Raw genomic sequence first — 24,155 nt, 5'->3', positions numbered from 1 at the left:
CTCCGTGTGTCGAGATTGATACCATAGCAAGTCGGCTAAATATAGTTAACTCGTCGCAGAGTGACAACCGCATTTTGCCACAAATCTCAGCTGACCCATCAAATTCAACTTCTTGTATTGATGCCACTTCTGAGTGCTTTCTAACCCGCTTCACACAATGTAAGAGTTTCTGGGAGGCCACCAGGCACGACAGCCGTAGAAAATAACGGAAAAACCCCCCGAAAATAGGTGTCTTCAGGGGGCAGTTCCAACAGGCAAGTTTTGTCGATTTCGCGGCTATGCAATCGGAGGCTCGACGCGTCCCAGGGCCGCTTCCGCCTTTGAAAAATACAGCGCGTGCGGCAGGTCCAGCAGCTTTCGCACCACCATAGCCTTCCGGTAGCAGTCCGCAGCTCCTTCCGTGTCTCCCAATTTTTCACAGCACATGCCAAGATAGTACGAGACCTCGGCGGAAGGATCGCGCGTCAGCTTGAACTCGTCCGCGGCTAATTCGTAATCCTTCTGGTCGAAGGCAATCATCCCCCGCAGAATGTGCAATGCCGATTCCAAAGCGGCCTTGGTCACGAGGTCAGACATTGTACCCGTTTTGTACTCAAGTTGCTGCAATTGCCGCTCGGCACGGTCCACATCTCCGGCGGGCAAATCGATATAGATACTGCGCCGGATACGATGATAGATTTCGTACTGCTCCTTGACTGCTTTCGGAAGATCGGAAGACCGAATAATTGCCAACGAAGTCTTAAACATCTCCTCGGCGTCCCGTTGCTTGCCTTCGTACGCGTAAATCTCGCCGCAAATGTCGTAATTGTACGCCGCGTCAACCGGTTCGAGTTCGATGTCTATTGTTTCTCCGCGTTTCTTGAATGTCGTCAGGCACTTCTTCAAATCATGCGCGTATGCATAGGTTACGGCTTTTGCTCCTTCAATCGCCAACCGGTCTTGCCCAGTTCTCGCAATGTCCATCTTCGGATCAAGCTCCGCCAACGCCTCACTGTATTTCTCCATCAATGCAAGATCCGTTGCCGCACCGACTCGCGAATTTGTGAAACCCGGATCCAACTCGAGAGCTTTCCGATAGAGGTCGAGCGATTCTTCGTAGCGGCCGTCGCGCAAAAGAAACTCCGCGTATGAGTCCTGCGGATTCGGCTCCTCGGGAAGCAGCTCCGCGTATTTTGCGAACATCTGCTCCGCATCTTGTTTGCGCCCCACGGCTTGATACTCGTATCCCAGCATGTTGTAGACGATCGCCATGGACGAATCAATAGCCAGTGCCCGCTCGTAGGAGGCTATCGCACTGTCCGGCATTCCGAATCTCAAATAACAGTCGCCCAACAAGCGGTGTGCAAGCGGGTCCTGCGGGTACATCATCGCCAGTCCAACGAAGCTGTTCACCGCTCCCGATCTGTCGCCTTCAGCGGACAATCTCAGTCCGTTTATCCACAACCTTTCCGCCGTGGAAACTTTGTCAAGCAATTGTCCCGCTCGACCGAGAAAGTCCTCGTCTTCATTCCCTAACACGGATACGCCCAGCAAAATACTCGGAGGAGCCTTGCGAATCATCGGGCGCGCCAGATCGTCGGCCTGCTGCAGAGAAGCATACTGTGCGCCGCGCCGCAAATCCGAACAGGCAAGTCCAAGGTATCCCAAAGCGAACTCCGGATCGATCTCGATGGCTTCCTCCATACATTGACGGGCTTCGTCATGGTGGAAGCGGTCGCACAGCGCCATGCCTTCTTCAAACAACGCCCGCGCCTGCGACGACTTTGTGGTGATCGGGATCTTTGATTTGTCCCGCGTAGAACAGCTCGACAGCAGCCCGAGAGTCAGTGCGATGAGCAATATGGAAAGGAATATCTTCTGCATCACAACCTCCATTTCGGCTTATACTCCTTGGACTCGATCTCAACTCCTTCAGTTTCTTTCCCCTTTTGGGAATATTTTATGCTGCACATGCTGATTGTTGCGCAAAACTCGCTATCGCGCGCACATACTAATCGGGGATCTTGATCTGTCAATGTGAACACAAAACAAATACGGAACTTCCAAGCGTTGTGTGATTCATAGCACGCAATGACCACGTTCCGGCAGAATGAAGGCTCGACACGACGCCGAGCCTTCATCTTTCGCCATCCGCAAGTCATTTCCAACAGTCACGTTATCTGATCAATACCATCTTGCGGGTCTCTGTGTAAGGTCCGGCCTCAAGCTTGTACAAGTACAACCCGCTCGCAAGATCGGTCGCATCAAACGAGACGTTGTAGTACCCGGCATGAACATACGCGTCAAGCAGCGTTTTCACAATCTGGCCGGTCATGTTGTAAACCAGCAATCTGACATGTCCATCTTCAGGCAAAGCATAGCGAATTTGAGTATACGAGTTGAACGGATTCGGATAGTTTTGCTCAAGAACGAACTCGCGCGGCAATCCCAACGGCCACGGTGTCGCGGACGTCGTCGCAAGAAGTGAAATGGCTCCGTTCACGTCGCATGCACTCAGCCTGTACACATACTGTTGTCCGTTTTCGACATTCAGATCGAGATAATCATAGTATTGTGGTGCCCCGCTGTTGCCTTGACTTGCCGCATGTGCGATATCCGTCCAGTCGATCAAGTCCGGCGAGCGTTCAAGCATGAAATAGTCCACGTCTTGCTCGCTGGCAGTGGTCCACTCCAAATCAATTCGTCGGTCGCCCGCGATTGCCGCGAAGGACAAAAGCTCGACGGCAAGCTGCATGTCGCGGAGAACGTAGTCTTCCACTTCACCGAGAACCCAATCAATGTCGTAAGTCCCGAGACCGTTCGACACACCACCGGCCCAAAATCCCCCGTAGCCGTAGCGCCCCACGGGCTGGCTGGTCAAGCGGAAACGCATGACCAAATCATACGGATCCCAGTGCCCAGTTTGAACCGGACCCGGATCCACGAACGCAAACGAGTTTAGGCCCGCCGCCACCGGCTGATCCTGTATAACCCATTCGTCATCCATGATCCCGTCGTTCATGTCGATGTCGTCAAAATCGCCGTCGATGTTGCCGTCTTTCCATGCGTTCAAGTACAATGATTCACCTTGGTAGTGTGCGCCGGTGGAGACAAAGACGTCCACCTGTTCCACGTCTCCCGGAGTCCACGGCAAATTCACGAAATTCACTCCGTCGTCACAATTGTCCAAATTGAAAATTCTCGGCTGAATCTCTGCGTCGACACAATCGCCCAGCCATGCCTTGTCCGACAACGGATGCGCCGGTCCGCACGACTCGATGTCAATCGTCGGATAGTCTTGACCCAAATCACCGTAGTCGAAGTTCGGGCAAATCACGACAATCGCTTCAAGCTCCGTGTGTACCGGGAGATTCGGGTCGTACATCGCCGAAAACTGCTGCAGCGGATCGGGCGTGTTTTGCCCGATGAAGTTTTCCCAAAACTCAATTCCGAAGTCAAGGCCGTATTCGGATGCCGAAATTACTCCGCCGGGCGAACCCGATCCCGCGATCGGGTAATAGTCGTGCGACACATTCCCCGCATCATTGTGTATGTTCGCGGCGTGAGGCGGCGGAAAGATGTGTGGAATCAACCAACCATTCCAAACCACTCCCGGCCATCCCATCTCCGCCGCGTCGCGCATGGGATCGCTCATCGACAGCGTGCGCATTGAATTCTGTGAATCCACTCCTGCCACGGTCAAATAGTGCCCGCCGAATCGCTGCCACATTCCTGCTTGATTTTGTTGCCAAAATCCGAGCAGCACAATCACGTCTTGACTCTGCTCAACTTCCTCATAGATCTGCTCAAACGTCGGTTGCCAAATAATTCTTACCGTGTAGTGGCCGTAGAGACTGACTTGCGGCAAAGCAAGGTAGTTTTCAATCATTTGTTTCATTTGCGGCGGCGTGATCCCAGCCGCGCCGATTCCGCCCGGCACTTGATTCCCGACCAGCGTAATATAAGGAATCACGTTTTGCGGATCATGATCGTCAGCACCCGCGACGAGCATGTGCACCAGACTGTAGTGGTCGCTGACCGTTGGCGGACGAACGATACTTCCCGGAGGAAGAGATTTGCCTTTGATCATCTCGAACTTCGAGTCAAACCACCACAGACAATTTCCGACTGCGACCGGTCCGCACCAATTCCATTGGTTGAAACTGTTCATCCATGCGTCTTGCTTTTGGTCGAAATCCGGCATTCCGTCGGTGTAAGTCGGCACCGGCGGCACTCCGGCCGCGTGATGCGCGTAGTCTTCATATCCGTTCTTGGTTACCCAGTGAGCTTCAGCCTGCGAGACAAAAGCAGTAACGAGAATTAAGCTCAACACAAAAAAATAGAGTTTTTTCATCACGTCTCCTTTCGACAACTATGTATTTTGTCGAATCTCTCTTTCGTTTCGGACAGCGTGCGCCTTCCGAAAACAAAACCACCGGTCTCCTCCTCTGGGGACCGGTGGCAATATGCGCGTCTGACTCAGGTCGGCAAGTTTCTGGCAGGCAAGACTCAGATGTCCGAGTCGGCCCGCAGTTGCCACGTCTAAACTATGTGCTGGTCATCAATGTAAAACGAGAGATAGGAAACTTCAACTCTTTGTTCGATTTTGAATGGCTGTGTGTGACATATTTACAATCTGCATTGGCAAGGAATCGCGGCCATCCTCCGTATCACACCGTCAGCGCTTCGCAACGCACGGAGGCTATCTTCTCCACTTTAATATCCTATTTAATGTTTTTGCCACCGACGGCGTCAACAACGTCTTGCGATACAGGTCTCCGCACTTCTTGATCATCTCCGATTGTGTCGGATAGGGATGAATCGAATTGGCGATCTTGCTCAAGTTCACTTCGCCGTTCATGGCCACGACGATTTCGCCGATCAGTTCGCCTGCGTGCTCCGATACAATCGTTGCGCCTTTGATGTTGCCGCGCTTGTCGTGCGTGACTTTAATAAATCCTTCGTCCGCGCCGTCCAAAATCGCGCGGTCTTGATGTACCAACTCGAACTTGATCGTATTGAACTTGTTCGCTTCCTCCGACGTCTCATAAACTCCGACGTGAGCCACTTCCGGATCCGTGTACGTGGCCCACGGAATATTCAAATCCGAGGCTTTTGCATTGCTGAAAAACAAAGCGTTGCCGATCACAAGTCTCGCCAACGCGTCCGCCGCATGTGTAAACTTGTATTTCGAGGCCACGTCGCCGCATGCGAGAATCTTGCGGTTGGTTGTGCGCAGCATCTCGTTGACGTGAATTCCCTCGCGGTCGTGTTCCACTCCAACTTTGTCAAGATTCATCCCTTCGACATTCGGTGCGCGGCCTACTCCAATCAGAATGTGATCAAAATAGTCTTCCAGTGATTTCCCTTCCATCTCGCATGAGACCACCTTGTTCCCGTCGCGCTTGGCGAACGTCATCTTCTGCACACCGAGCCGGAATCGGACACCGTCACGTTCCATTGATTTGCGGACGATTTCGCTTGCGTCCGGATCTTCATGGTGCATGAAACGGCTGTTGAGGTCGTAAATAGTCACCTGACTTCCCAGTCGCGCAAATGCCTGTGCCATCTCCGCGCCGATCGGACCCGAGCCGACTACTGCGAGTCGTTTTGGCAATTCAGTCAGCCAAAACAAATTCTCGTTCGTGAGTGGGTCGACCTCTTCGATCCCCGGAATCTTCGGCCGCGCCGCGCGCGCGCCGCTGGCGATTACCGCTCGCGCAAAATTCAATTTGCGGTCGCCGACTTCAATGGTCGACGAGTCGACAAATTTCCCGTCGCCAATATAGACGTCCACACCTTTTGCCTTGAGGGATTCGATGCCGTCCACCGGAGCTATTCTCGCGCGAAGTTTCCGCACGCGCTCCATCACTGCCGCAAATTCAACTTCGTAAGACGGTACCTTAAGCCCAAACTCTGCCGCGCGTCTGATCTCGTGTGCCGCTCGCGCCGCGCGAATCAAAGCCTTGGATGGAACGCATCCCACATTAAGACAATCTCCTCCCAGCAAATGCCGTTCGACAAGCGCGACCTTGGCTCCCAGTCCCGCTGCGCCGACCGCCGTCACCAATCCCGCCGTTCCTCCACCAATTACCACCAAGTTGTAGCGGCCCTCAGGTTTCGGATTGACATACTCCGCCGGATGAACATGCGAGAGTAGCTCGAGATTATAGGTATCTTCCGGCCACACCAACTTATGTGCGGGGAAACTCATCTTATGCCGCTCCTTCCACGTCGCGCAAAGCTCTGCGCGCAATTTTCGTCACGTAAACGGTCACCACTATCGTAACCACCAAACCCAAAACAGTAAACACTCTGCGAGCCGGACTTTCCGGCAACTCTCCTGTTGCCACCGACGCGGCCAAGGCACCAAGATAAACATATAAAACCGTTCCGGGAATCATCCCAATCAGCGATGCCCAAAAATAATCCCGCAGCCTGACCTTTGTGATCCCGTAAGCATAGTTCAAAAGCACGAACGGAAATACAGGGGAAAGTCTCGTCATCAACACAATCTTGAATCCTTCCCGGCCCACGGCTTCATCCACGGCACGAAAACGTGGATTAGTTTCGACTTTCTTCGCCACGGCTCCGCGCGCTAAATACCTTCCCACCAAGAACGCCGCTGTCGCCCCCAGTGTCGCACCAATCACAACCAAAACAGATCCAGTTAAAATCCCAAATACAGCCCCGGCTCCCAATGTTAATACAGAGGCTGGAAAGTTCGCCACGGTTGCAACGACATACAGAACGACAAACCACACGTACCCGCTAAATCCAAGCTCTTTTATTTCAACGAGTTGTGACCTGAGCCAGTCTCCGATCGGAAATCGTAAAAGAACATAAACCAGCCCGCCGACTCCCAACAGCGCGATGAACCACTTTCCCCAGGTCTTTCGCGTGTTCGAGTGCATAGGTCTCCAATTGAGGTTTCGTTTGTCTTTGGCTATATTGCCTAATTATGAAAGATAGCGAACCCGAATGCCGCCCGCAAGACTGATCCCCGCTGCCCGCCCGATAGAGTCTTCTGTCAGCGTGATTATCCCCACGTTGAACGAAGAACAGCGGCTTCCTATTCTCTTGGAAATGCTCGCTTTAGAAGCTCCGCGACCAGAAGTCATCGTCGTCGATGGTGGAAGTCTTGACCACACTGTGGACAAAGCCACTATCTGGGCCAACCAAGTTCTAACCGCTGCGCCGGGACGAGGGTTTCAGCTCAATCAAGGGGCGAAGGTCGCCAGCGGCGACGTTCTCTGGTTTTTGCATGCCGACTCTGAGCCTCCGAAACGGGCAATTGCGCAAATCCTTGAGGTTCTCCACAACCGTCCGGAACTTTTGGGCGGCGCATTTCGTCTGAAGTTTGACCGCTCTTCGCTCGGAATGCGCGCCATTTCATTCGGAGCCAATGTCAGGTCGAGACTATTTTCGATGCCCTGGGGTGACCAGGGTCTTTTTGTTCGCAAATCTGTCTTCCAAGAACTCGGTGGTTTTCCCGACTGGCCGGTCATGGAAGATTTCGCCTTCCAAAAACTCCTCGCCCAAAAAGGAAAAACCGTTCTGCTCAAGGATGCTCTCACGACGTCGGCGCGCCGCTACGAAAAATTCGGTAAAATGAAAGCAATGGCGATGAATTTTAACACGCTCTGGTGGCACTATAGAGGCAAATCGGCCGAAGAGATTCAAAAGAAATTTCGCCGCTTGGATGAGCAGGGTGGGAACGTCGATGCGTAAACTTATTCTGTGTCTTGCCGTTCTGATTTGTGCGCTCCCTTCGTTTGCATTTGACCACACGTATGTGCAATACCAGTCCGTGCTCGACAGATTCGTCAAGAACGGAAAGGTCGACTACGAAGGACTGCTGCAAGACAGGGAGGACCTCGACGCGTTCGTCGCATCCTACGCCGACGTTCCCTTCGAACGCTATCAAGCGTTCACTCAGAGAGAAAAGCTCGCCTTCCTGATCAATCTCTACAATGCCGCCGCGATGCAGTTGATCCTGAATCACTGGCCGCTCGAAACCATTCAGGACATCGGCGGACTTTTTTCCAGTCCATGGAACCAGAAATTCTTCAGACTCTTTGACCACAACGTCTCCCTCGGAATGGTCGAACATGATATTCTGCGTGCTGATTTCAAAGAGCCGAGAATTCACTTTGCAATCGTCTGCGCGTCAAAAAGCTGTCCCATTCTCCGTTCCGACGCCTACGTCGACTCCAAACTTTTTGACCAACTTGCCGAACAAGAGAAGTCTTTCCTCAGCGAACGTCCTGAAGTCAACCGCTTCGAAGACGGAGTCCTGTACGTTTCGCCGATCTTCAAATGGTTCCGCGAGGACTTCGACAACGAGGAAGGTATTCGAACGCTGTTTCAGATCTACTATCCCGACGTCAACAACAAAACGCCGATTCGTTACACGGAATACGATTGGAGTTTGAACAAACAATAAATCGTTCTTCGCGCCGCAAACAATTGAGAGAGACCATGAACCACTATTACAACGCCCCCGATTTGGCAAAATTCGGTGACATCGCCAAGGGCAACAAGGAACTCGCGAAGAAGTTTTTCGATTGGTACGGTGCGGTGTTCGCCGACGGTGCGTTGTCGGCGCGTGAAAAATCGCTGATCGCGCTCGCCGTCGCTCATGCCGTGCAATGTCCCTACTGCATCGACGCCTATTCCACTGAATCCTTGCAGCAAGGCTGCTCCGAAGAAGAGATGACCGAAGCCGTCCACGTCGCGGCCGCAATCCGCGGCGGTGCCTCGTTAGTCCACGGCGTGCAAATGCGCAACATCGTTGACAAAGTTTCCATGTAGAATTCCTACGACCGTCCACGTCGCGAATATGCGCAACATCGTAGGGAAGCACTCGTAGAATTCCTACTACCGTCGGCCTCCGGCCGTCGCTCTGCACAATGGGAATTAGGAAATAGGAAATCTGAAAGCAGTCCTTCTCGTCCTTTGTCCCCTATCCTTTCAATCTGTCCAATCTTCTCGCGCCAAAGAGGAGATAAATCGTGACCATAAAATCGCTGCTGGCGGTGAAAAATCCGCTGGCTGATACGACGGAGCAACTGCGTATCCTCGAAGAAAATGTCTCGTGGGTGCGCTTCGACGACAAGCTGGACAAAGCGGAGCAGTTTCCCTTGCGCGCCACTGGAATCGAGACTCTGCAAGTCAATGTCGGCAGACTCTGCAATCAAACTTGCGGACATTGCCACGTTGATGCAGGTCCCGACCGCAAAGAAATTATGCCGCGCGAAATCTTTGAGCACTGCTTGCGCGTGCTCGACGACTCTGATATCCACACCGTCGATATCACCGGCGGTGCTCCCGAGCTAAATCCGGATTTCTACTGGTTCGTCGAAGAGTGCAGACGGCGCGGTTTGCACGTCATGGATCGCTGCAATTTGACGATCTTGCTGACACGTCCGCACGAAAAGTTGGCGGAGTTTCTGGCCAATCATCAAGTCGAAATTATCGCCTCACTGCCGTACTTCCAAGCCAAGCAAACGGACGCGCAGCGCGGCGAAGGCGTCTTTGAAAAATCCATTGAAGCTCTGCGGTTGCTGAATGCGTTCGGCTACGGCACGAATGAGAGCTTGCGGCTCCATCTCGTTTATAATCCTGCCGGCGCGTTTATGGCTCCCAACCAATCGGCCATGCGCGACAAATACGCGCGCGTCCTGAAACAAGAGTACGGCGTCGTCTTCAATGATCTCTATTGCATAACCAATATGCCCATCGGACGCTTCCTCGATTTTTTGGTGACCAGCGGCAACTATGAAGACTACATGACTGCTTTAGTGAACGCGTTCAATCCCGCCGCCGCGCGCGGCGTCATGTGCCGCTCTCTGATTTCCGTGGATTGGCAGGGCTTTCTCTATGATTGCGACTTTAATCAAATGCTCGACTTGAAGGTCGACCACGGTATGCCGAAACACATCTCCCAATGGCATCCGTCGCTCAACACACGCGAAATCGTCACACGAAATCATTGCTACGGCTGCACGGCCGGCGCGGGTTCATCTTGCGGCGGAACCGTGGCCTAACCCCCGCTTAGTCCCCCGTCCTGTCGCGGGGAAATATTGCATGAACACTCTCATCTGCCTCGCGCGCATGCCCGAGATCGGCAAAGTCAAATCGCGGATCGCTGAGACCGCCGGAGCTGCACGCGCCTACGAAATATACGTCCAACTGGTCAAGCAGTGCCGGAAACTGCTCGATTCCCTCGACGAATCCATCGAAGTGGAAGTCACTCTTGCTGAGCCCTTTGACTTCATCAAAGGACAGCAATTTTTCGGTATGCGCCCCTTTTATTCGCTGCAGGCCCCCGGTGACTTGGGTCAAAGGATGTGCGTCGCGGCAATCCGCGGCTTTGAGGGCGGTGCCCAAAAAGTGATCCTCATCGGCAGCGACTGTCCAAGTCTGACTCCCGAGCATATTTCGCAGGCAATTCGTATCTTGGATGAATTCCCCGTTGTCTTTGGCAAAGCCCGCGACGGAGGGTACTACCTACTGGGAATGACCCGCGTAATTCCCGAACTTTTCGGTAACCTTCCGTGGAGCGGAGACGAGCTGCTCGCCCAATCTGTCGCCCGACTGACTGAATCCGGCATCCCCCACGGCCTGTTGCCCGAACTTTGCGATATTGATACTCTTGAAGACTGGGAAGAATATGTAGGTTAGTTTTCTAAATAGATTGCCTTGAAAACGAACTCACTTATGAAAGGTCTGGGTAATCATGCGACTATTCTTGATTCTAATCGGCTCGGCTCTGTTCTTTTCCGCCTCGATCGCGTACGAACTTTCCGATTTTCGGATACCGACGCACACAGCTAAACAACTGACCCTCTCTTCCGAAGGGTGGTTGAGCGAAACCGCGGTGTGGATGACCAGTCAAGCAGCCGAGTCTCTTGGTCGGAAGTGTCAGGCGGACTTACGGGATACTGGCTCTTTGACAGTGAGAATTTAGGTTTGGAGGCCGCCGCCAGAGTTCGGGGAACGGGAAATTTCTTTGACAATAAAACGCGCACTCGAAGCGACTATTATCATCAAGTGTCTTCTGATCTCGATCGCAGGGCTCAAGAGTCGTACGATGCAAACTTATCCGGAGCCTATTATCCCACTGAACGGCCGATAGGACTGATTGGGACCGGCTTGCTGAGTGCTGGAGTCTACCAGTATTGGTATCATGACGAATCGAAGGTGGGCTATCCTGAATGGGCTAACCAGCAGATAACCGATGGCCGCGAAGCCAACATGCGCTATGATCTGAGCGGAGAACTTGGGTTGGGCTGGGGACGCGTGAGGGATGCCAGTGGAATTTACCGCGCGCACGTTCTCGAGATTCGCTTGCGAGAGCTCGGGAGAATCAACGGCAATCTGTCTGATGAAACGTTGCGCGAAGTCGCCGAGTTGATGTATCGGGAACGAGAATTCCAACGGCGCTACGAGCGGGACGACAAGTATTTCTGGCGGGAAGTTGAATCCGTTCTTAAGAAAGATCCTGCCCTCATCGGCGATCTCGACGCGTTCGCAATTGAACGGATCAATGAATACATCGCGCCATACTCTATCTCCCGTTGGTCAGGCGTTCGCTTTTCGATGCTCCTCTACGGTTGGCATCAGAACTATATTGAGCGAAACACCACAATCTACACGAGATTCGACTATCTTGCCGACACCACGTACGTGGAACACAGTGAGATTTCTGATCACTCCGTTTACCACGGAGAATATATGTTGTTCGGGCCGAGACTTGAAGTGAACATCCCGCTCTCGTGGAACGTCCAGTTTACCGGAGACTCACGGTTTGAAAAACCGATTGGTCCGGCCGACGACGGCTTTTTCTGGACGACGCTCTTGTCAGGTGCATACGCCGTGCATGACCGCTGGATCATTGGATACACCCTCATACATAACCGGTTTATTCACGATCCCAAAGACAGAAACATGGACAACGGGCAGAGCTGGGGCGTCGAGCATCGTTTTGACGTTGCCTACTACATCGAACAGTCTTTGAGTATCACCGCGTCGATTCAACAATCGCAGGATCTCGCGTGGAACTACGTTCCAAACTTGGAACAACCGCACTACAAACGCCACAACTCCAGCTACTGGGCAAGTTTGCAAGTTACCTACCTAATCAGCGGCTCGCGAATTTCGTCCACGTCAAGGTCATATCTCCCGCGCACGAGTCACCAGATGCAGCTCTACGGATACCCGCGAACATACTGAGTTGCCGCGCATCGGCAAAAAAGCAAGAAAATCTGGCATAACATAAGTTGGGCAATGAGAACACTTCTAATTCTGATGAGCTTTGTGCTCGTCATCGGCTGCAGTAAGTCAAAGACCGAAACTCCGGCGACAACCGAAACAAGTACCACGCAGGAAAGCAAATCCCCGGAAGCCGTGCCGAGACTGGATGCCAATGGAGTGCTTCTGGAGCAAGGACGTGCCGCGTTGGTCGTCGCGTTTCCCGAAGTTCCCGAAGGCGGCGAGTGGCTGTCCATGGTGACTCTGAAGGGCGACCATGACACCGATTGGCTGCCGCGCATTCCGCTCGCTTCCTCGCATTCTGTGACGGTTCTGAATATTCCCCCGGGTCGTTACGAAGTCGATGCGAAAGCATGGGTGCGCAAGACGGTGCCCTATGCAGGTGGTATCAGCGACACGGTTGCGCTGCTTCCGGGCGAACTTCTCATTCTGAAAGCTCCAACTATCTCAGATCCGAGCGGCTCCGTCGAAGGCGTCAAACTGAGCGAAGCCGGACGCAAAACATGGTCGCTCAAATCTCCACGCGACATCTCAAAATATATTGCGGAAGCGGCAAGCTCCGCCAGAGGATAATTACTTTCAACTATCCGGCTGTTTTCCGCCGGGCTAAACACACTATCTGCACCGAAACGAACAACAATGATTCTGGGCATCGTGCAAACTGACCCCATCTTCGGGGAAATCAAAAAAAACCAAAAACAAATCGAAGAACTGCTGGGAGAACGGGAAGCGGACCTCTGGGTGTTGCCGGAACTCGCGTTGACCGGCTACGAAGTGCGCGGACGCGCCGAGAGTTTGGAGCTGTCCGAAGAAATTCCCGACGGTCCGACATCTAAATGGATTAGAGGGCTGTGCAGCGACCGCAACTGCTACATGGTCATCGGACTGATTGAAAGGGAAGGCAAGCAAGTTTACAATTCATCTGTCTTCATGGGACCGCACGGTGAAATCGGCCGCTATCGAAAAGTCCACTTGTTCGACAGAGAAACCGAACGATTCGATCCGGGCGACATTCCGTTCAATGTCTACGACATCGGCATTGCCCGAGTCGGAGTTATGATCTGCTTTGACTGGCGTTTCCCCGAAGTCATGCGCACGCTAACCTTGCGCGGTGCCCAAATCGTGGCGCATCCTTCCAATCTCGTGTTGCCTTTCTGTCAGGCGGCCATGGTTACACGCTGTCTTGAAAACACGGTGTTCGCAGCGACTGCAAATCGTATTGGCACGGAAGATCGCGACGGCAGGTCTGTCTCGTTCACCGGAAGAAGTGTCATCATGGGAACACAAGGAGAACATCTCGCCTCAGGTTCTATCAGCTCGGCTGATGTTCTGACCGTTGAAATCGACCCAAAACTCGCGGATAGCAAAACTATCAATCCGTACAACGATACACTCGCCACGCGCCGCACCGAATTCTACCAGATGCAGTAGGCGAACAAACCAAGAACGTTGAAAAAACCCGGCGCAAGCCGGGTTTTTCTTGCCTAATTGAAAAAAATCGAGAAATTTCTCCAATTTTTGCCTATTCTTCGTCGAGTTCTTGCGCGGATTGGAACTCAGGAAAATCAAACGGTTAAGAGTTTTGCTGCGCAATCCCTATCGCAGAAATGCAAAATCTTTTTGAAGTAAAACTTCGGGTTTCGGATAGGCATTTGCTTTGCTTGTATTATGCAGCAAATCAACTTGTAATCCTGATTTGGAGAAAGCATCGTGAGCGTACAAGATGCAGCCTTTGCCACGGACGTGCGCGCTGGCAAATACCTGACTTTCGAGCTTGCCGATGAAGCATACGGCATCGAAATCCTAAAAGTCCGTGAAATTATTGGCATGATGGACATCACTCAGGTCCCCCGCATGCCTGCACATGTTCGCGGCGTGATCAACCTGCGAGGCAAAGTCATTCCCGTCATCGATCTTCGCCTTAAGTTTGACATGTCCGCCACCGAGCAAACTCCCGAAACGTGCATCATTGTCGTGGACGTCACCGGCCATCTCATGGGACTTCAGGTCGACAAAGTTTCAGAAGTGCTGGACATTGCGTCTAATGAAATCGAAGACGCACCCAGCATCAATGCTTCGGTCGACAACTCGTTCATTCTCGGCATGGGCAAGGCCAAGGGTCGTGTCAATATCCTGCTGAATATCGACGAAGTTCTGTCTCCCGAAAGTGACGGCGCACACGTTGCGCAAACCATGGAAACCGAAGCCTAAGATTCTCTCTGCCCGGGCTGCTTGCGGGCAGCCCGGGAGAGTTTCGCCGCCTGTGTGCGGTACTCCGCGGAAGCCTTGCTTCCAACACGTCCCGACAGAGACGAGCGGAGTTTAATCCCCTTGTCGCTGCATATTATGCGGCGATTTCCTGATGACATCTCGTCGGCGGGCGGCACGGCCCGCGAGTCACCTTTCGTGTACCCAATCCACGTACACTAATGACGGGAACAGTCATGTCTTTCAATCGCTGGTCTCTCCGTACCAAAATTATCGTTATGGGCGTTGCCCTGCCGACTCTCTTGATGTTCGGCCTGTTCTTCGCCTACGCTTCACACCAACGTCAGCAATCCGTTCAAGCTATCGTTGAGAAAGCGCGCTCAGTCTGTCTCGCCACGGAATCCACTCGCCAAGGTATGGAAGAATACTGGGACTCGGGTGTCTTCACGATCAATCAACTTCGCAATTGGGCGGACCACGGCGAACTTGACCGGGTGGTCGCTGCGGTTCCTGTCGTTACCGCTTGGAAATCTGCGATGCGAAAAGCCGAAGAAGCCGGCTACCAATTTCGCGTTCCCAAAAACCAGCCGCGAAATCCCCAAAACACACCGGATGCCGTCGAAGCGGATGTCCTGAAACTGCTCGAATCAGGTTCAATCGACGAACACTTCGTCATTGATGACAAACTGAATGCTGTCCGCTATTTCCGCCCGATCAAACTCACAGCCACTTGCATGTATTGCCACGGCGATCCCGCGAAGTCGGTCGAATATTGGGGCAACTCGTCCGGGCAGGACCCGACCGGTGCGCGTATGGAAAACTGGAAAGTCGGCGAAGTCCACGGCGCGTTTGAAGTCGTCCAGTCGCTCGACAATGCCGATGCTGCTCTGCGGGCATCTTTAGAAAAAGGCGGACTCATTGTAGTGCTCGGATTGATCATCTACTCAATTTTGCTCTGGTTTGCCATTCAAAACGGGGTGAACAAGCCTATCGCCCGCATCGTCGATTCGCTCTTGTCCGGATCGGATCAAGTCGCCGGTGCCGCCGGACAAGTTTCCGGTACCAGTCAAAGCCTGGCCCAAGGTGCCAGTGAACAAGCATCCTCCATCGAAGAAATCAGCTCGAGCCTTGAAGAAATGGCCGCGATGACTCAGCAAAATGCGGACAACTCCCGCACCGCGACTTCATTGGTCGGCGAAACCAATCGCACTGTGCAGACGGCGGACAAGAGCGCTGCCGACATGGAGACGGCGATGTCCTCAATCAAATCTGCCAGCGATCAAACTTCAAAAATTATTAAGACCATTGACGAAATTGCCTTCCAGACAAATCTATTGGCTCTGAACGCCGCTGTGGAGGCTGCCCGTGCCGGCGAAGCGGGGAAGGGCTTCGCCGTCGTCGCAGAAGAAGTGCGTAATCTGGCCATGCGGTCGGCCGAAGCTGCAAAGAACACCAGCTCGCTTATCGAAGATACGCTTGGCCGTGTGGATGGGGGGGTGGAAGTCGTCAGCGGATTAAAAACTGCGCTCGGTGGCGTAACGACTTCGGCCAATAAAGTTTCAAGTTTGATCGAAGAAATCGCTGCGGCCTCAGGAGAGCAAGCTCAAGGTATTGGGCAAGTGAACCAAGCTATCGCGCAAATGGACAAGGTCACCCAGTCAAATGCTGCCGCTGCGGAAGAAGGTGCCGCCGCCGCGGAACAACTGTCAGGTCAGGCCGAAGCATTGAGCGGAACAATCAAACAACTGTTGTCGCTGATCAATGGGATTGACACAAATAGTCCCGCGAATGAGTTCGGCAAATATCGTTCAAGAAGTACTTCACGTTTCTCAACTGCCGGACGCATGTCGATAGGTGCAAAGAAGCACAATGAGCCGTCTTCGTACGAAACTGAAAAGGACTTCCCGTTTGACGATGGGCTGGACGGGTTCTAAGTCCATCAGGTAAGAATTGCCCCACCCTTAGCGGGAGCTTCCCAAAGAAGCTCCCGCTTCTCTTTGCCGTCCCTTTTGTGTTAGGAATCACAGCAGATTAACGAAAATTGCTGACCCATGAACTCTGGCACTCGGCTTGCTTACTATTACCGCGATAGAATTTACGCACATGTGCGCGAAATATGTCCGTTTGAATGTCGCGACATGTTGTTCTCGAAATCATCTGGAGACTAACCGTGCTCAAGAACCTTTCCTTGCGGGCAAAAATTATCAGCATCGGCATCATTCTGCCGCTTGCTCTCATGCTCATTCTGTTGGGTCTTTACAAACAGCATGAACATGATAACGCGGAAAACACCTACGTAGAAAAATCTCGCTCCGTCGTTACTGCTGTGGCAAATGTCCGGCAGGAAATGGAAGAGGCTTGGGATGCGGGTATCTACTCTGTTGAGCAGGTTCGAGGCTACGCGGACGAAAATGATCTGGACCGTGTCCTGCATACCGTCCCCGTGTACACGGCGTGGCAAACAGGAAAAGCCAGCGCAAAAATGGGTGGCTTTACATTCCGAACTCCTAAGTTCGAGCCGCGAAATCCGGAAAACCAGCCGGACGAAGTCGAGGCCGTCGCTTTGCGTGAACTTGAAAACAGCGGGGCTAATGAGTATTGGATTCATGATGAAGATCAAAATGCGATTCGCTACTTCCAACCTATCCGCCTGACTAAGACGTGCATGCTCTGCCACGGCGATCCGGCCCAGTCTGTGGCCCTGTGGGGCAACAACGAAGGCCTCGATCCGACCGGTGCGCGCATGGAGAACTGGAAAATCGGTGAAGTTCACGGTGCCTTCGAAATTATCCAACCCTTGGCGGCTGCTGAAGCTGCAACGATGGCGGCAATGTGGAAGGCCGCGGGATTAATCGCGCTGGGTCTTTCTTTGATGGGCTTCGTGCTGTTCTTCGTGGTGCAAATAATGGTGAACAAGCCAGTCTCACAGATTATTTCCGACTTGAACAACGGAGCTTCTCAACTTACGCAAGCCGCTAATGAAGTCTCGTCTTCCGCACAAGGTCTGTCGCAAGGTGCCAGCGAGCAAGCCTCCACCATCGAGGAAATCAGCGCCAGCGTCGAGCAAATGTCCGCGATGACTAAACAAAATGCGGACAATTCTCATACGGCCTCTTCTTTGATGGAGGAAACAGCTAACTCTGTGCACGATGTTGAAAACAGCGCAGCCCGCATGGCCGTGACCATGGAGAATATCCAAGATGCGTCCGCCCAGACTTCCAAGATTGTCAAGACAATCGATGAGATCGCATTCCAAACTAACCTGCTTGCGTTGAACGCTGCGGTCGAAGCTGCGCGTGCCGGTGAAGCAGGTAAAGGCTTTGCCGTGGTCGCTGAAGAAGTCCGGAATCTCGCCATGCGCTCGGCGGAAGCGGCCAAAGAGACCAATCGATTGATTGACGAGACCCTCTCACGCGTCAACGAAGGCGGCGCTGCGGTGTCGCAAGTGTCGTCGTCGCTGGGATCCGTTACCCAATCCGTCCAAAAGGCGCAGCAGCTTATTCGAGAAATCGCCGCCGCCTCGTCGGAACAATCTGACGGAATCACGCAAGTCAATTCGGCCATCACCCAAATGGACAAGGTTACGCAAAGCAACGCTGCTGCGGCTGAACAAGGTGCGGCCGCGTCAGAAGAACTCTCCGGACAGGCGGAATCTCTGACCGGTACGGTCAACAACATGGTAAAGTTGGTTCAAGGCGGTTCCGGCGACACGTTCTCATATGAACGCCCGCGACCTTCCATCAAACCCTTTGCAAGCAAAAGCAAACCGATGTCAAGTCCGTCAAAACCCGCGATAAATAAGTCGCCCGGCTACGATGACTTCCCGCTGGACGATGATCTGAGCGGATTCTAAAAGAACAAAGCAATACGCAACAGGGGAACGCGAAAACGTTCCCCTGTTGCTTTGGAAATTACGAGAACAAAAACCTATTAAGAAGATTGACGGAACAGCAATGAAGTTTTGGAACAGGATCTCGCTGACTACTCGAATCGTTATACTATGCTTGTGCTTTGGAGTTCTGCCGATGGTCGTCTTTGGCACGATCGGCGGCATAACCTTGAAGAAAGCGGCCTTCGAAGGCAGCCGCGTCGTTCAAAGTGAAGCCGTGCAGCTTGCGGACAAGATCGACAGAAATCTGTTCGAACGCTATGGCGATGTCCAGGCATTTGGGCTGAACAGAATTATCGGCGAAAAGCGAAACGAATGGTATAAGAGAAACGACAACCAAATTGTCGACGTGATGAACGAATACGTCGCGACCTACGGCATCTATTACTTAACAATATTCTGCGATTTGGACGGGAAGGTCGTCGCCGTTAATTCCAAAGACCTCCGCGGATCGAAAATTAGTAGTGATTTTATTTATGATACGAACTTCCGGAATGCCGATTGGTTTACGGCCTGCCTGCGCGGACAATTCACGACGTCCATGCCCTTCACGGCACCCGAAAACAAAAACTCCACCGGAACATACATTGAAGATGTTCACGTCGACGACATAGTCAAGAAAGCATACTCCGGTGACGACGGCTTGACTCTCGGATTCAGTGCGCCCGTGCACGATGCCAGTGGCAAGATCATCGGAGTGTGGACGAACCGTGCGATGTTTTCTTTAGTCGAAGAGATGGTCACTGCATCGTACGCCGGACTCAAAAAGACTGGCCTGACCAAAGCCGAGATCACGATCCTCGACAAAGACGGCAAAATTATCGTCGATCACGATCCGACCATTCAGGGCGGGGACAACTCGATCAAGCGTGACCTCAATTCGGTTCTGCTCAAATTCAATCTCGCCGACAAGGGTGTCGAGCCCGCCAGGCGGGCCGTAAAAGGCGAAACCGGTTACATGAAGGCAACCCATGCGCGCAAACAAGTTGAACAGATCTGCGGCTACACGCATCTGAAGGGTGCCATGGGATATCCCGGCATGAATTGGTCAGTGCTCGTGAGAATCGATGAAGCCGAAGTTATGCCCGGTACACTGTCCGCACGTACGGACATGTTTCTGGCAAGCCTTGTTCTTGTCCTGTTGATTGGACTCCTATCTTGGACGGTAGGACGTGGGTTCAGCAAGCCGATCGCGCGCGCCGCAGAAAGCATGTCCGTCGCATCCAAGTCCGTCGCGGCTGCCTCAAACGAAATCCAAAGCACCTCACATACTCTCGCCAACGGAGCAAATGAACAAGCATCCTCGGTCGAAGAGATCAGCTCGAGTCTCGAAGAAATGTCTGCGATGACGAAACAAAACGCGGCCAATTCCGTAGCCGCCTCCGATCTAATGCATACGACTTCGAGTACAGTGCAGAAAGCCGAAGGCGCTACGTCCGAAATGGTTGATGCGATGGAGCTGATCAGGCAATCTTCCGATCAAACGTCCAAAATTGTCAAGACCATTGACGAGATCGCGTTCCAAACGAACCTCTTGGCACTCAATGCCGCCGTTGAAGCCGCGCGAGCAGGCGAATCGGGTAAAGGATTTGCTGTCGTCGCCGAAGAAGTCAGAAGCCTTGCCATTCGCGCCGCTGAAGCCGCGCGCGATACGTCAAGCCTGATCCAAGGCACCATGGAGCGTGTCGAAACCGGAGTCCGGTCTGTCAGCGGTGTCAAAGAGTTTCTCTCAGAGGTCAATTCCGCTGTCTCAAAAGCTACCGGTCTAACCAAAGAAATTTCCGCCGCAACATCAGAGCAATCTCAAGGCATTGAACAAATTAATATTGCTGTCGCGCAAGTCGATCGCATTACTCAACAAAATGCTGCCGCAGCCGAAGAGTCCGCCTCCGCTTCTTCACAAATGAACCAACAGGCGAACGACATGTCTAAAGATGTGCGCGCATTGTTGTGTCTTGTGCGCGGTGACAAAACGGGAGACCAAAGCTGCTAACCGATTTGTTGAAAAGTAGTTAGCACACTGCTTTCGCCTAATTAGCGCATCCAATCCGGATGCGCTTTTCTTTTTCCCACGAACCTCTTGATTCTTTGAAATCTTAATGTTATAACACAAAATAGGACGTTGTTCATCAAATTATCATTACTAACTTATTGATAAATAGATTCCAATTTGCAAAGGGGAGACAACATGCAAAGAACATTGGCGGCTTTCTTCCTCTGCTTCGTGATTGTGGCAGGGGCAAAAGCAAATCAGGTCAGCTATCAGGGAATACTGACCAATTCCGGGGGAGACACACTGCTCTCCGGAATGTACGACTTCTCATTTTCGATCTTTTCCAGCGAAACCGGTGGAACGGCGCGTTGGACTGAGGCTCATGCTGACGTAGAGGTCGATAACGGTGTCTATTCTGTAATCCTCGGCAGCACCACTCCGTTGCCGGACTCCATTGGTGCGACGAACTGGCTGCAAATCACGGTCGAGGGCACAGTTCTGACGCCGCGTCTTCCGATTATGGCGGATTTCCGTGCCATCGAATCCCGACATGCGGAAAACTCTGATTCCGTAAATCATATCCCGGCCTGCGCAACTCCGCAGCCCGGGCATCTTATTCCACTGGATAATACCGGACATTTTCCCGAAACCGTGCTGCCGTTCACGCTCGATTCAATTCTTGCGGGACAAGGTTTGACCGGTTCCGTGGCATTGCAGGACGGTGAGCGCCGCGGACGCAATTCGCTGGACGAGCGCCTGACCATCAATGTCGGCGCGGGTGACGGAATTTCCGTGTCCGCCGATCAGGTTGCCGCCACTCTGGGGACGTCCATTTCCACGGCTGAAATCGAAAATAACGCCGTCACGTCCGCCAAAGTTCTGGACAACACCTTAACTACGGCGGACATTGCGCCGGATATCGTGTCCAGTCTCGACAGCGTCTTCAACGACGGCGGCAACATCGATCTCATTGCCGGACAGAACATAACAATCGTGCCCGACGATTCCGCGAATACGATTACGTTCAGTGCGGTCGCTGCCACGTATCAAGAAGGACGCTGCATCGAAATTAACGGGAACACGATTGACAATATCATGGATATCTTCGGCAGCAACTGTATCAATGTCAACTACGATCCATTGACGTGCTCTTATGATGTCTACCTTGATATGGATATCGAAGGCGATGATTGCATCAGCGTGGACTACGACTCCGCGACCTGTACCTACGAACTCTCCAGTCTGCTGCAGCTCATCGGCGGCGAATGCGTCACGGTCGAGCGCGGACTCGAAGGATGCAACTGGACCATAAGTATCGACCCCGAGTGTTTGCAGGGTGGAGAGCAGGACTCGACGTTTGACTCCGAAGTTTATGCGCGGTCGTTTGTCGTCACTCCCGACGGGACACTTGAAAACGCTGTCGGCCATCTGACCAGCGATGGCAAGCTGGAACTCTACGGAGCGGGCGGCGATACCATGCGCATCAATCCCAACGGTACGTGGAACGCGATTCAGGATAGTGTCGCAGTTGCCGGTCTGCAGGACAACGGCGAGATCTTCGCCAAATCCTTCGAAGTTCGTGACTCAGCCGGCGGTCCCGTGAAGATCCATCTTGCGAATGACGGTGAAATCTACGTCGGCGAGAATGGCCATCGTATTCGCATCAGCAAGAACCACATCTCCGCTTACAATCAAGATACCGATTCGTGGACAACTATTGACAGGGGAGGTGTCACAGTCACCGACAGCAATGAAACACACGGTGCTGCGATTGATCAGTTAGGTCTTTCAACCGGCGACACCGCGTTGAACGGCGTGGATATCAACAACAATGGTACATGGGATGCTTACCGAGGCGGGGTAAAGATCGCCGCTCTCGACAGCACCGGCGAAATCATTGCCAAGTCTTTCCAAGTGCGTGATTCCGTCTCAGGAGCCTTGAAAGCGCATCTCGACAATGACGGAAACCTCGCGCTTCCCAGCGGAGCACAAGTCACTGTCGGCGGAGTCCCCATTGCCGGCGGTGAAGGCGACACGATTCGCAGAGGGTCCGGCAATGACAGCACTATCTTGCATAGCAACGGCTTGGAAATGTGGGACCTTTTCGACACGACCAAAGTTAATCAAGGCGGTGTTTTCATCTGGGATGGCTTTGACACTTTGACCGCTCGACCCGACACCTTCTTAATGGGCAAACGTAATGGCGACAGCAAAGTTGTAATTCGAAGTGACGGTTGCCTTGATACGTGGCACGACACCACCAAAGTCGCTGGTATCGACATCAACGGCGAAGTCTACGGTCAATCGTTCTACACCGTCGGCAATGCCGGAGATACGATCGCCCATCTCGATCATGCCGGAAATCTCTCACTGCCCGACGGCGCGGAAATAACCATAGGGGGGATCCCTATTAGCGGAGAAGGCGATCAAGTTATTCGGACAGATTCCAACTCCTACGCAGCACTCGATGCGAACGGACTTTCAACTGGAACGGACAGCTTGAATGGAATCATCATAAACCCCGACGGCACATGGGAGTCCGAACAAAACGGAGTCTTCGTCGCGGGTGTCACAGATGACGGCGAAATTCACGCGAAGTCCTTCGAGGTGAGAGACTCCCTTTCCGGTGAACTTAAGGCGCATCTTGCGAACAACGGCGACTTAGAACTTCCCGACGGCGCGCAAATCACTATCGGCGGCGTGCCGATCGGCGGCGATATTGGAAACGAAATTGAGTTCGATCTGCTTGGTGCGACGACAAGAGTGAACGGCGGCGGTGTTTTCGTTGATGATGAAATTACAACGAACTATACGGAAATCGGACCTCTGGGAGTTGTCACCGGCAACGAGGATAACAATTCGGAATTTCATCTTGATCCAAAGGGAACATGGAGCGCGGAACAAAACGGCGTCGTCGTCGCCGGTCTAGACACGACGGGCGAGATTCACGCAAAATCTTTTGAGGTTAGAGATTCCGCGGGAGGCGATGTGCTCGCTCATTTGTACAAGAATGAAGGTGTGGGTAATCTCTATGTTCCAGGTGGTACTATTTCCGCTTCCACGGTCTTTGCGTCTTCGCTGCTTTATGCCAGTATTTTGAGCGGAAACACTCAACACGCGTCTGATCTGTCGCCAACTTTCATTCGGACCCTGTTGCTGATCAACGCTGTCGTAACTTCCGGCTGGTCATTCCTGAATAACGGAACGATGACTCAGTATATCAACGGCATCGCAAATATGCAGACCACGGCGGACGGATATTGGCAGTTCAGAATGCCAGTGTTCTTCGGCGAACCCTCCAATTTCAATTACTTGACCGGAGGAACAATACAACAAGGAATTGTAACCAGCGGCAACATGACGGTTAACGGCAAGCTGAATGTTACCGGAAATGTTGACCCAATCATATCAGAGCTGTTCTTGACCGACTCCCGGCACCGTTATGACGTCGGCACCGTCTTGATCGCCGATCCGAATAGCGACAAGTATATTCCTTGCACCGATGCCTACCAAACCTCCGTCGTCGGTGTTGTGAGCCCAGAAACAGAAGTCGACGAAAACGGCTACGTGCTCGCGACTATTCTTGGTGCCGCGGCGTCATTCAAGGACGACGGTTCGAGACTCGAGGTCAAGATCAAGGCCGACGCCAAATACGGCGCCATTCATCGAGGTGATTTGCTGACGACGTCCGCAACTCCGGGACATGCCATGCTGGCCGCTGATCCCAAAATCGGCACCATCGTCGGCAAAGCTCTCGAGTCGCTCGACAACGGCACCGGTGAAATCAAAGTCATGGTCACATTGCAATAG

Annotated in this window: 17 protein-coding genes; 13 read left to right on the top strand and 4 right to left on the bottom strand. The window is 52.8% G+C overall.

The window, feature by feature from the left end; translation table 11 throughout:
- Positions 1-276 precede the first annotated feature (276 nt).
- The 4 genes from H6507_11720 to H6507_11705 all read right to left on the bottom strand — a co-directional run bounded on the left by H6507_11720 (position 277) and on the right by H6507_11705 (position 6,893).
- Positions 277-1,863 (bottom strand): tetratricopeptide repeat protein, encoded by a 1,587-nt coding sequence (locus H6507_11720; GenBank protein MCB9369768.1) that lies wholly within the window; start codon positions 1,861-1,863, stop codon positions 277-279.
- Positions 1,864-2,155: 292 nt separating this feature from the next.
- On the bottom strand, positions 2,156-4,333 hold the full coding sequence (locus H6507_11715; protein ID MCB9369767.1) for a T9SS type A sorting domain-containing protein: 2,178 nt from the start codon (positions 4,331-4,333) through the stop codon (positions 2,156-2,158).
- Between the two features lie 348 nt (positions 4,334-4,681).
- Positions 4,682-6,193, bottom strand: coding sequence for a mercuric reductase (locus H6507_11710; GenBank protein ID MCB9369766.1), 1,512 nt, complete (start codon positions 6,191-6,193; stop codon positions 4,682-4,684).
- Position 6,194: 1 nt separating this feature from the next.
- On the bottom strand, positions 6,195-6,893 hold the full coding sequence (locus H6507_11705; GenBank protein ID MCB9369765.1) for a TVP38/TMEM64 family protein: 699 nt from the start codon (positions 6,891-6,893) through the stop codon (positions 6,195-6,197).
- Positions 6,894-6,960: 67 nt separating this feature from the next.
- On the opposite strand from H6507_11705, the gene H6507_11700 reads away from it, so the two are divergent.
- The 13 genes from H6507_11700 to H6507_11640 all read left to right on the top strand — a co-directional run bounded on the left by H6507_11700 (position 6,961) and on the right by H6507_11640 (position 24,155).
- Positions 6,961-7,710, top strand: coding sequence for a TIGR04283 family arsenosugar biosynthesis glycosyltransferase (locus H6507_11700; GenBank protein MCB9369764.1), 750 nt, complete (start codon positions 6,961-6,963; stop codon positions 7,708-7,710).
- Positions 7,703-8,425 carry a DUF547 domain-containing protein gene (locus H6507_11695; protein ID MCB9369763.1) on the top strand — a complete coding sequence of 241 codons (723 nt, stop codon included), beginning with the start codon at positions 7,703-7,705 and terminating at the stop codon, positions 8,423-8,425. Before H6507_11700 ends, H6507_11695 begins: the two co-directional genes overlap by 8 nt.
- 35 nt (positions 8,426-8,460) lie before the next feature.
- Positions 8,461-8,793, top strand: a complete 333-nt coding sequence (locus H6507_11690) for a carboxymuconolactone decarboxylase family protein (GenBank protein MCB9369762.1) — start codon at positions 8,461-8,463, stop codon at positions 8,791-8,793.
- Between the two features lie 206 nt (positions 8,794-8,999).
- The gene (arsS, locus tag H6507_11685) at positions 9,000-10,028 is read left to right on the top strand and encodes an arsenosugar biosynthesis radical SAM protein ArsS (protein ID MCB9369761.1); all 1,029 of its coding nucleotides are present in this window, start codon (positions 9,000-9,002) and stop codon (positions 10,026-10,028) included.
- A gap of 40 nt (positions 10,029-10,068) precedes the next feature.
- Positions 10,069-10,665 carry a TIGR04282 family arsenosugar biosynthesis glycosyltransferase gene (locus H6507_11680; GenBank protein MCB9369760.1) on the top strand — a complete coding sequence of 199 codons (597 nt, stop codon included), beginning with the start codon at positions 10,069-10,071 and terminating at the stop codon, positions 10,663-10,665.
- 198 nt (positions 10,666-10,863) lie between these two features.
- Positions 10,864-12,216: a hypothetical protein gene (locus tag H6507_11675; GenBank protein ID MCB9369759.1), complete on the top strand. Its 1,353-nt coding sequence runs from the start codon at positions 10,864-10,866 to the stop codon at positions 12,214-12,216.
- A gap of 54 nt (positions 12,217-12,270) precedes the next feature.
- On the top strand, positions 12,271-12,828 hold the full coding sequence (locus H6507_11670) for a hypothetical protein (GenBank protein ID MCB9369758.1): 558 nt from the start codon (positions 12,271-12,273) through the stop codon (positions 12,826-12,828).
- Between the two features lie 66 nt (positions 12,829-12,894).
- Positions 12,895-13,686 carry an acyltransferase gene (locus H6507_11665; GenBank protein MCB9369757.1) on the top strand — a complete coding sequence of 264 codons (792 nt, stop codon included), beginning with the start codon at positions 12,895-12,897 and terminating at the stop codon, positions 13,684-13,686.
- Positions 13,687-13,962: 276 nt separating this feature from the next.
- Positions 13,963-14,466, top strand: a complete 504-nt coding sequence (locus tag H6507_11660) for a chemotaxis protein CheW (protein ID MCB9369756.1) — start codon at positions 13,963-13,965, stop codon at positions 14,464-14,466.
- 809 nt (positions 14,467-15,275) lie between these two features.
- The gene (locus tag H6507_11655; protein MCB9369755.1) at positions 15,276-16,397 is read left to right on the top strand and encodes a hypothetical protein; all 1,122 of its coding nucleotides are present in this window, start codon (positions 15,276-15,278) and stop codon (positions 16,395-16,397) included.
- 194 nt (positions 16,398-16,591) lie between these two features.
- Positions 16,592-18,316 carry a DUF3365 domain-containing protein gene (locus H6507_11650; protein MCB9369754.1) on the top strand — a complete coding sequence of 575 codons (1,725 nt, stop codon included), beginning with the start codon at positions 16,592-16,594 and terminating at the stop codon, positions 18,314-18,316.
- A 172-nt stretch (positions 18,317-18,488) separates the two neighbouring features.
- On the top strand, positions 18,489-20,345 hold the full coding sequence (locus H6507_11645) for a methyl-accepting chemotaxis protein (GenBank protein ID MCB9369753.1): 1,857 nt from the start codon (positions 18,489-18,491) through the stop codon (positions 20,343-20,345).
- 195 nt (positions 20,346-20,540) lie between these two features.
- On the top strand, positions 20,541-24,155 hold the full coding sequence (locus H6507_11640; GenBank protein ID MCB9369752.1) for a hypothetical protein: 3,615 nt from the start codon (positions 20,541-20,543) through the stop codon (positions 24,153-24,155).

Source organism: Calditrichota bacterium (assembly GCA_020637445.1).
Lineage (GTDB): Bacteria > Electryoneota > RPQS01 > RPQS01 > RPQS01 > JABWCQ01.
The sequence above is the reverse complement of the archived record's forward strand: the minus strand, read 5'-3'. Positions and strand labels throughout refer to the sequence as shown.

Coding starts and splice junctions, on each gene's coding strand:
- H6507_11700 (MCB9369764.1), top strand. CDS start 6,961: ATGCCGCCCGCAAGACTGATCCCCGCTGCCCGCCCGATAGAGTCTTCT.
- H6507_11655 (MCB9369755.1), top strand. CDS start 15,276: ATGGAAAACTGGAAAGTCGGCGAAGTCCACGGCGCGTTTGAAGTCGTC.
- H6507_11695 (MCB9369763.1), top strand. CDS start 7,703: ATGCGTAAACTTATTCTGTGTCTTGCCGTTCTGATTTGTGCGCTCCCT.
- H6507_11680 (MCB9369760.1), top strand. CDS start 10,069: ATGAACACTCTCATCTGCCTCGCGCGCATGCCCGAGATCGGCAAAGTC.
- H6507_11710 (MCB9369766.1), bottom strand. CDS start 6,193: ATGAGTTTCCCCGCACATAAGTTGGTGTGGCCGGAAGATACCTATAAT.
- H6507_11705 (MCB9369765.1), bottom strand. CDS start 6,893: ATGCACTCGAACACGCGAAAGACCTGGGGAAAGTGGTTCATCGCGCTG.
- H6507_11715 (MCB9369767.1), bottom strand. CDS start 4,333: ATGAAAAAACTCTATTTTTTTGTGTTGAGCTTAATTCTCGTTACTGCT.
- H6507_11645 (MCB9369753.1), top strand. CDS start 18,489: ATGGTCGTCTTTGGCACGATCGGCGGCATAACCTTGAAGAAAGCGGCC.
- H6507_11650 (MCB9369754.1), top strand. CDS start 16,592: ATGTCGCGACATGTTGTTCTCGAAATCATCTGGAGACTAACCGTGCTC.
- H6507_11640 (MCB9369752.1), top strand. CDS start 20,541: ATGCAAAGAACATTGGCGGCTTTCTTCCTCTGCTTCGTGATTGTGGCA.
- H6507_11670 (MCB9369758.1), top strand. CDS start 12,271: ATGAGAACACTTCTAATTCTGATGAGCTTTGTGCTCGTCATCGGCTGC.
- H6507_11720 (MCB9369768.1), bottom strand. CDS start 1,863: ATGCAGAAGATATTCCTTTCCATATTGCTCATCGCACTGACTCTCGGG.
- H6507_11665 (MCB9369757.1), top strand. CDS start 12,895: ATGATTCTGGGCATCGTGCAAACTGACCCCATCTTCGGGGAAATCAAA.
- H6507_11690 (MCB9369762.1), top strand. CDS start 8,461: ATGAACCACTATTACAACGCCCCCGATTTGGCAAAATTCGGTGACATC.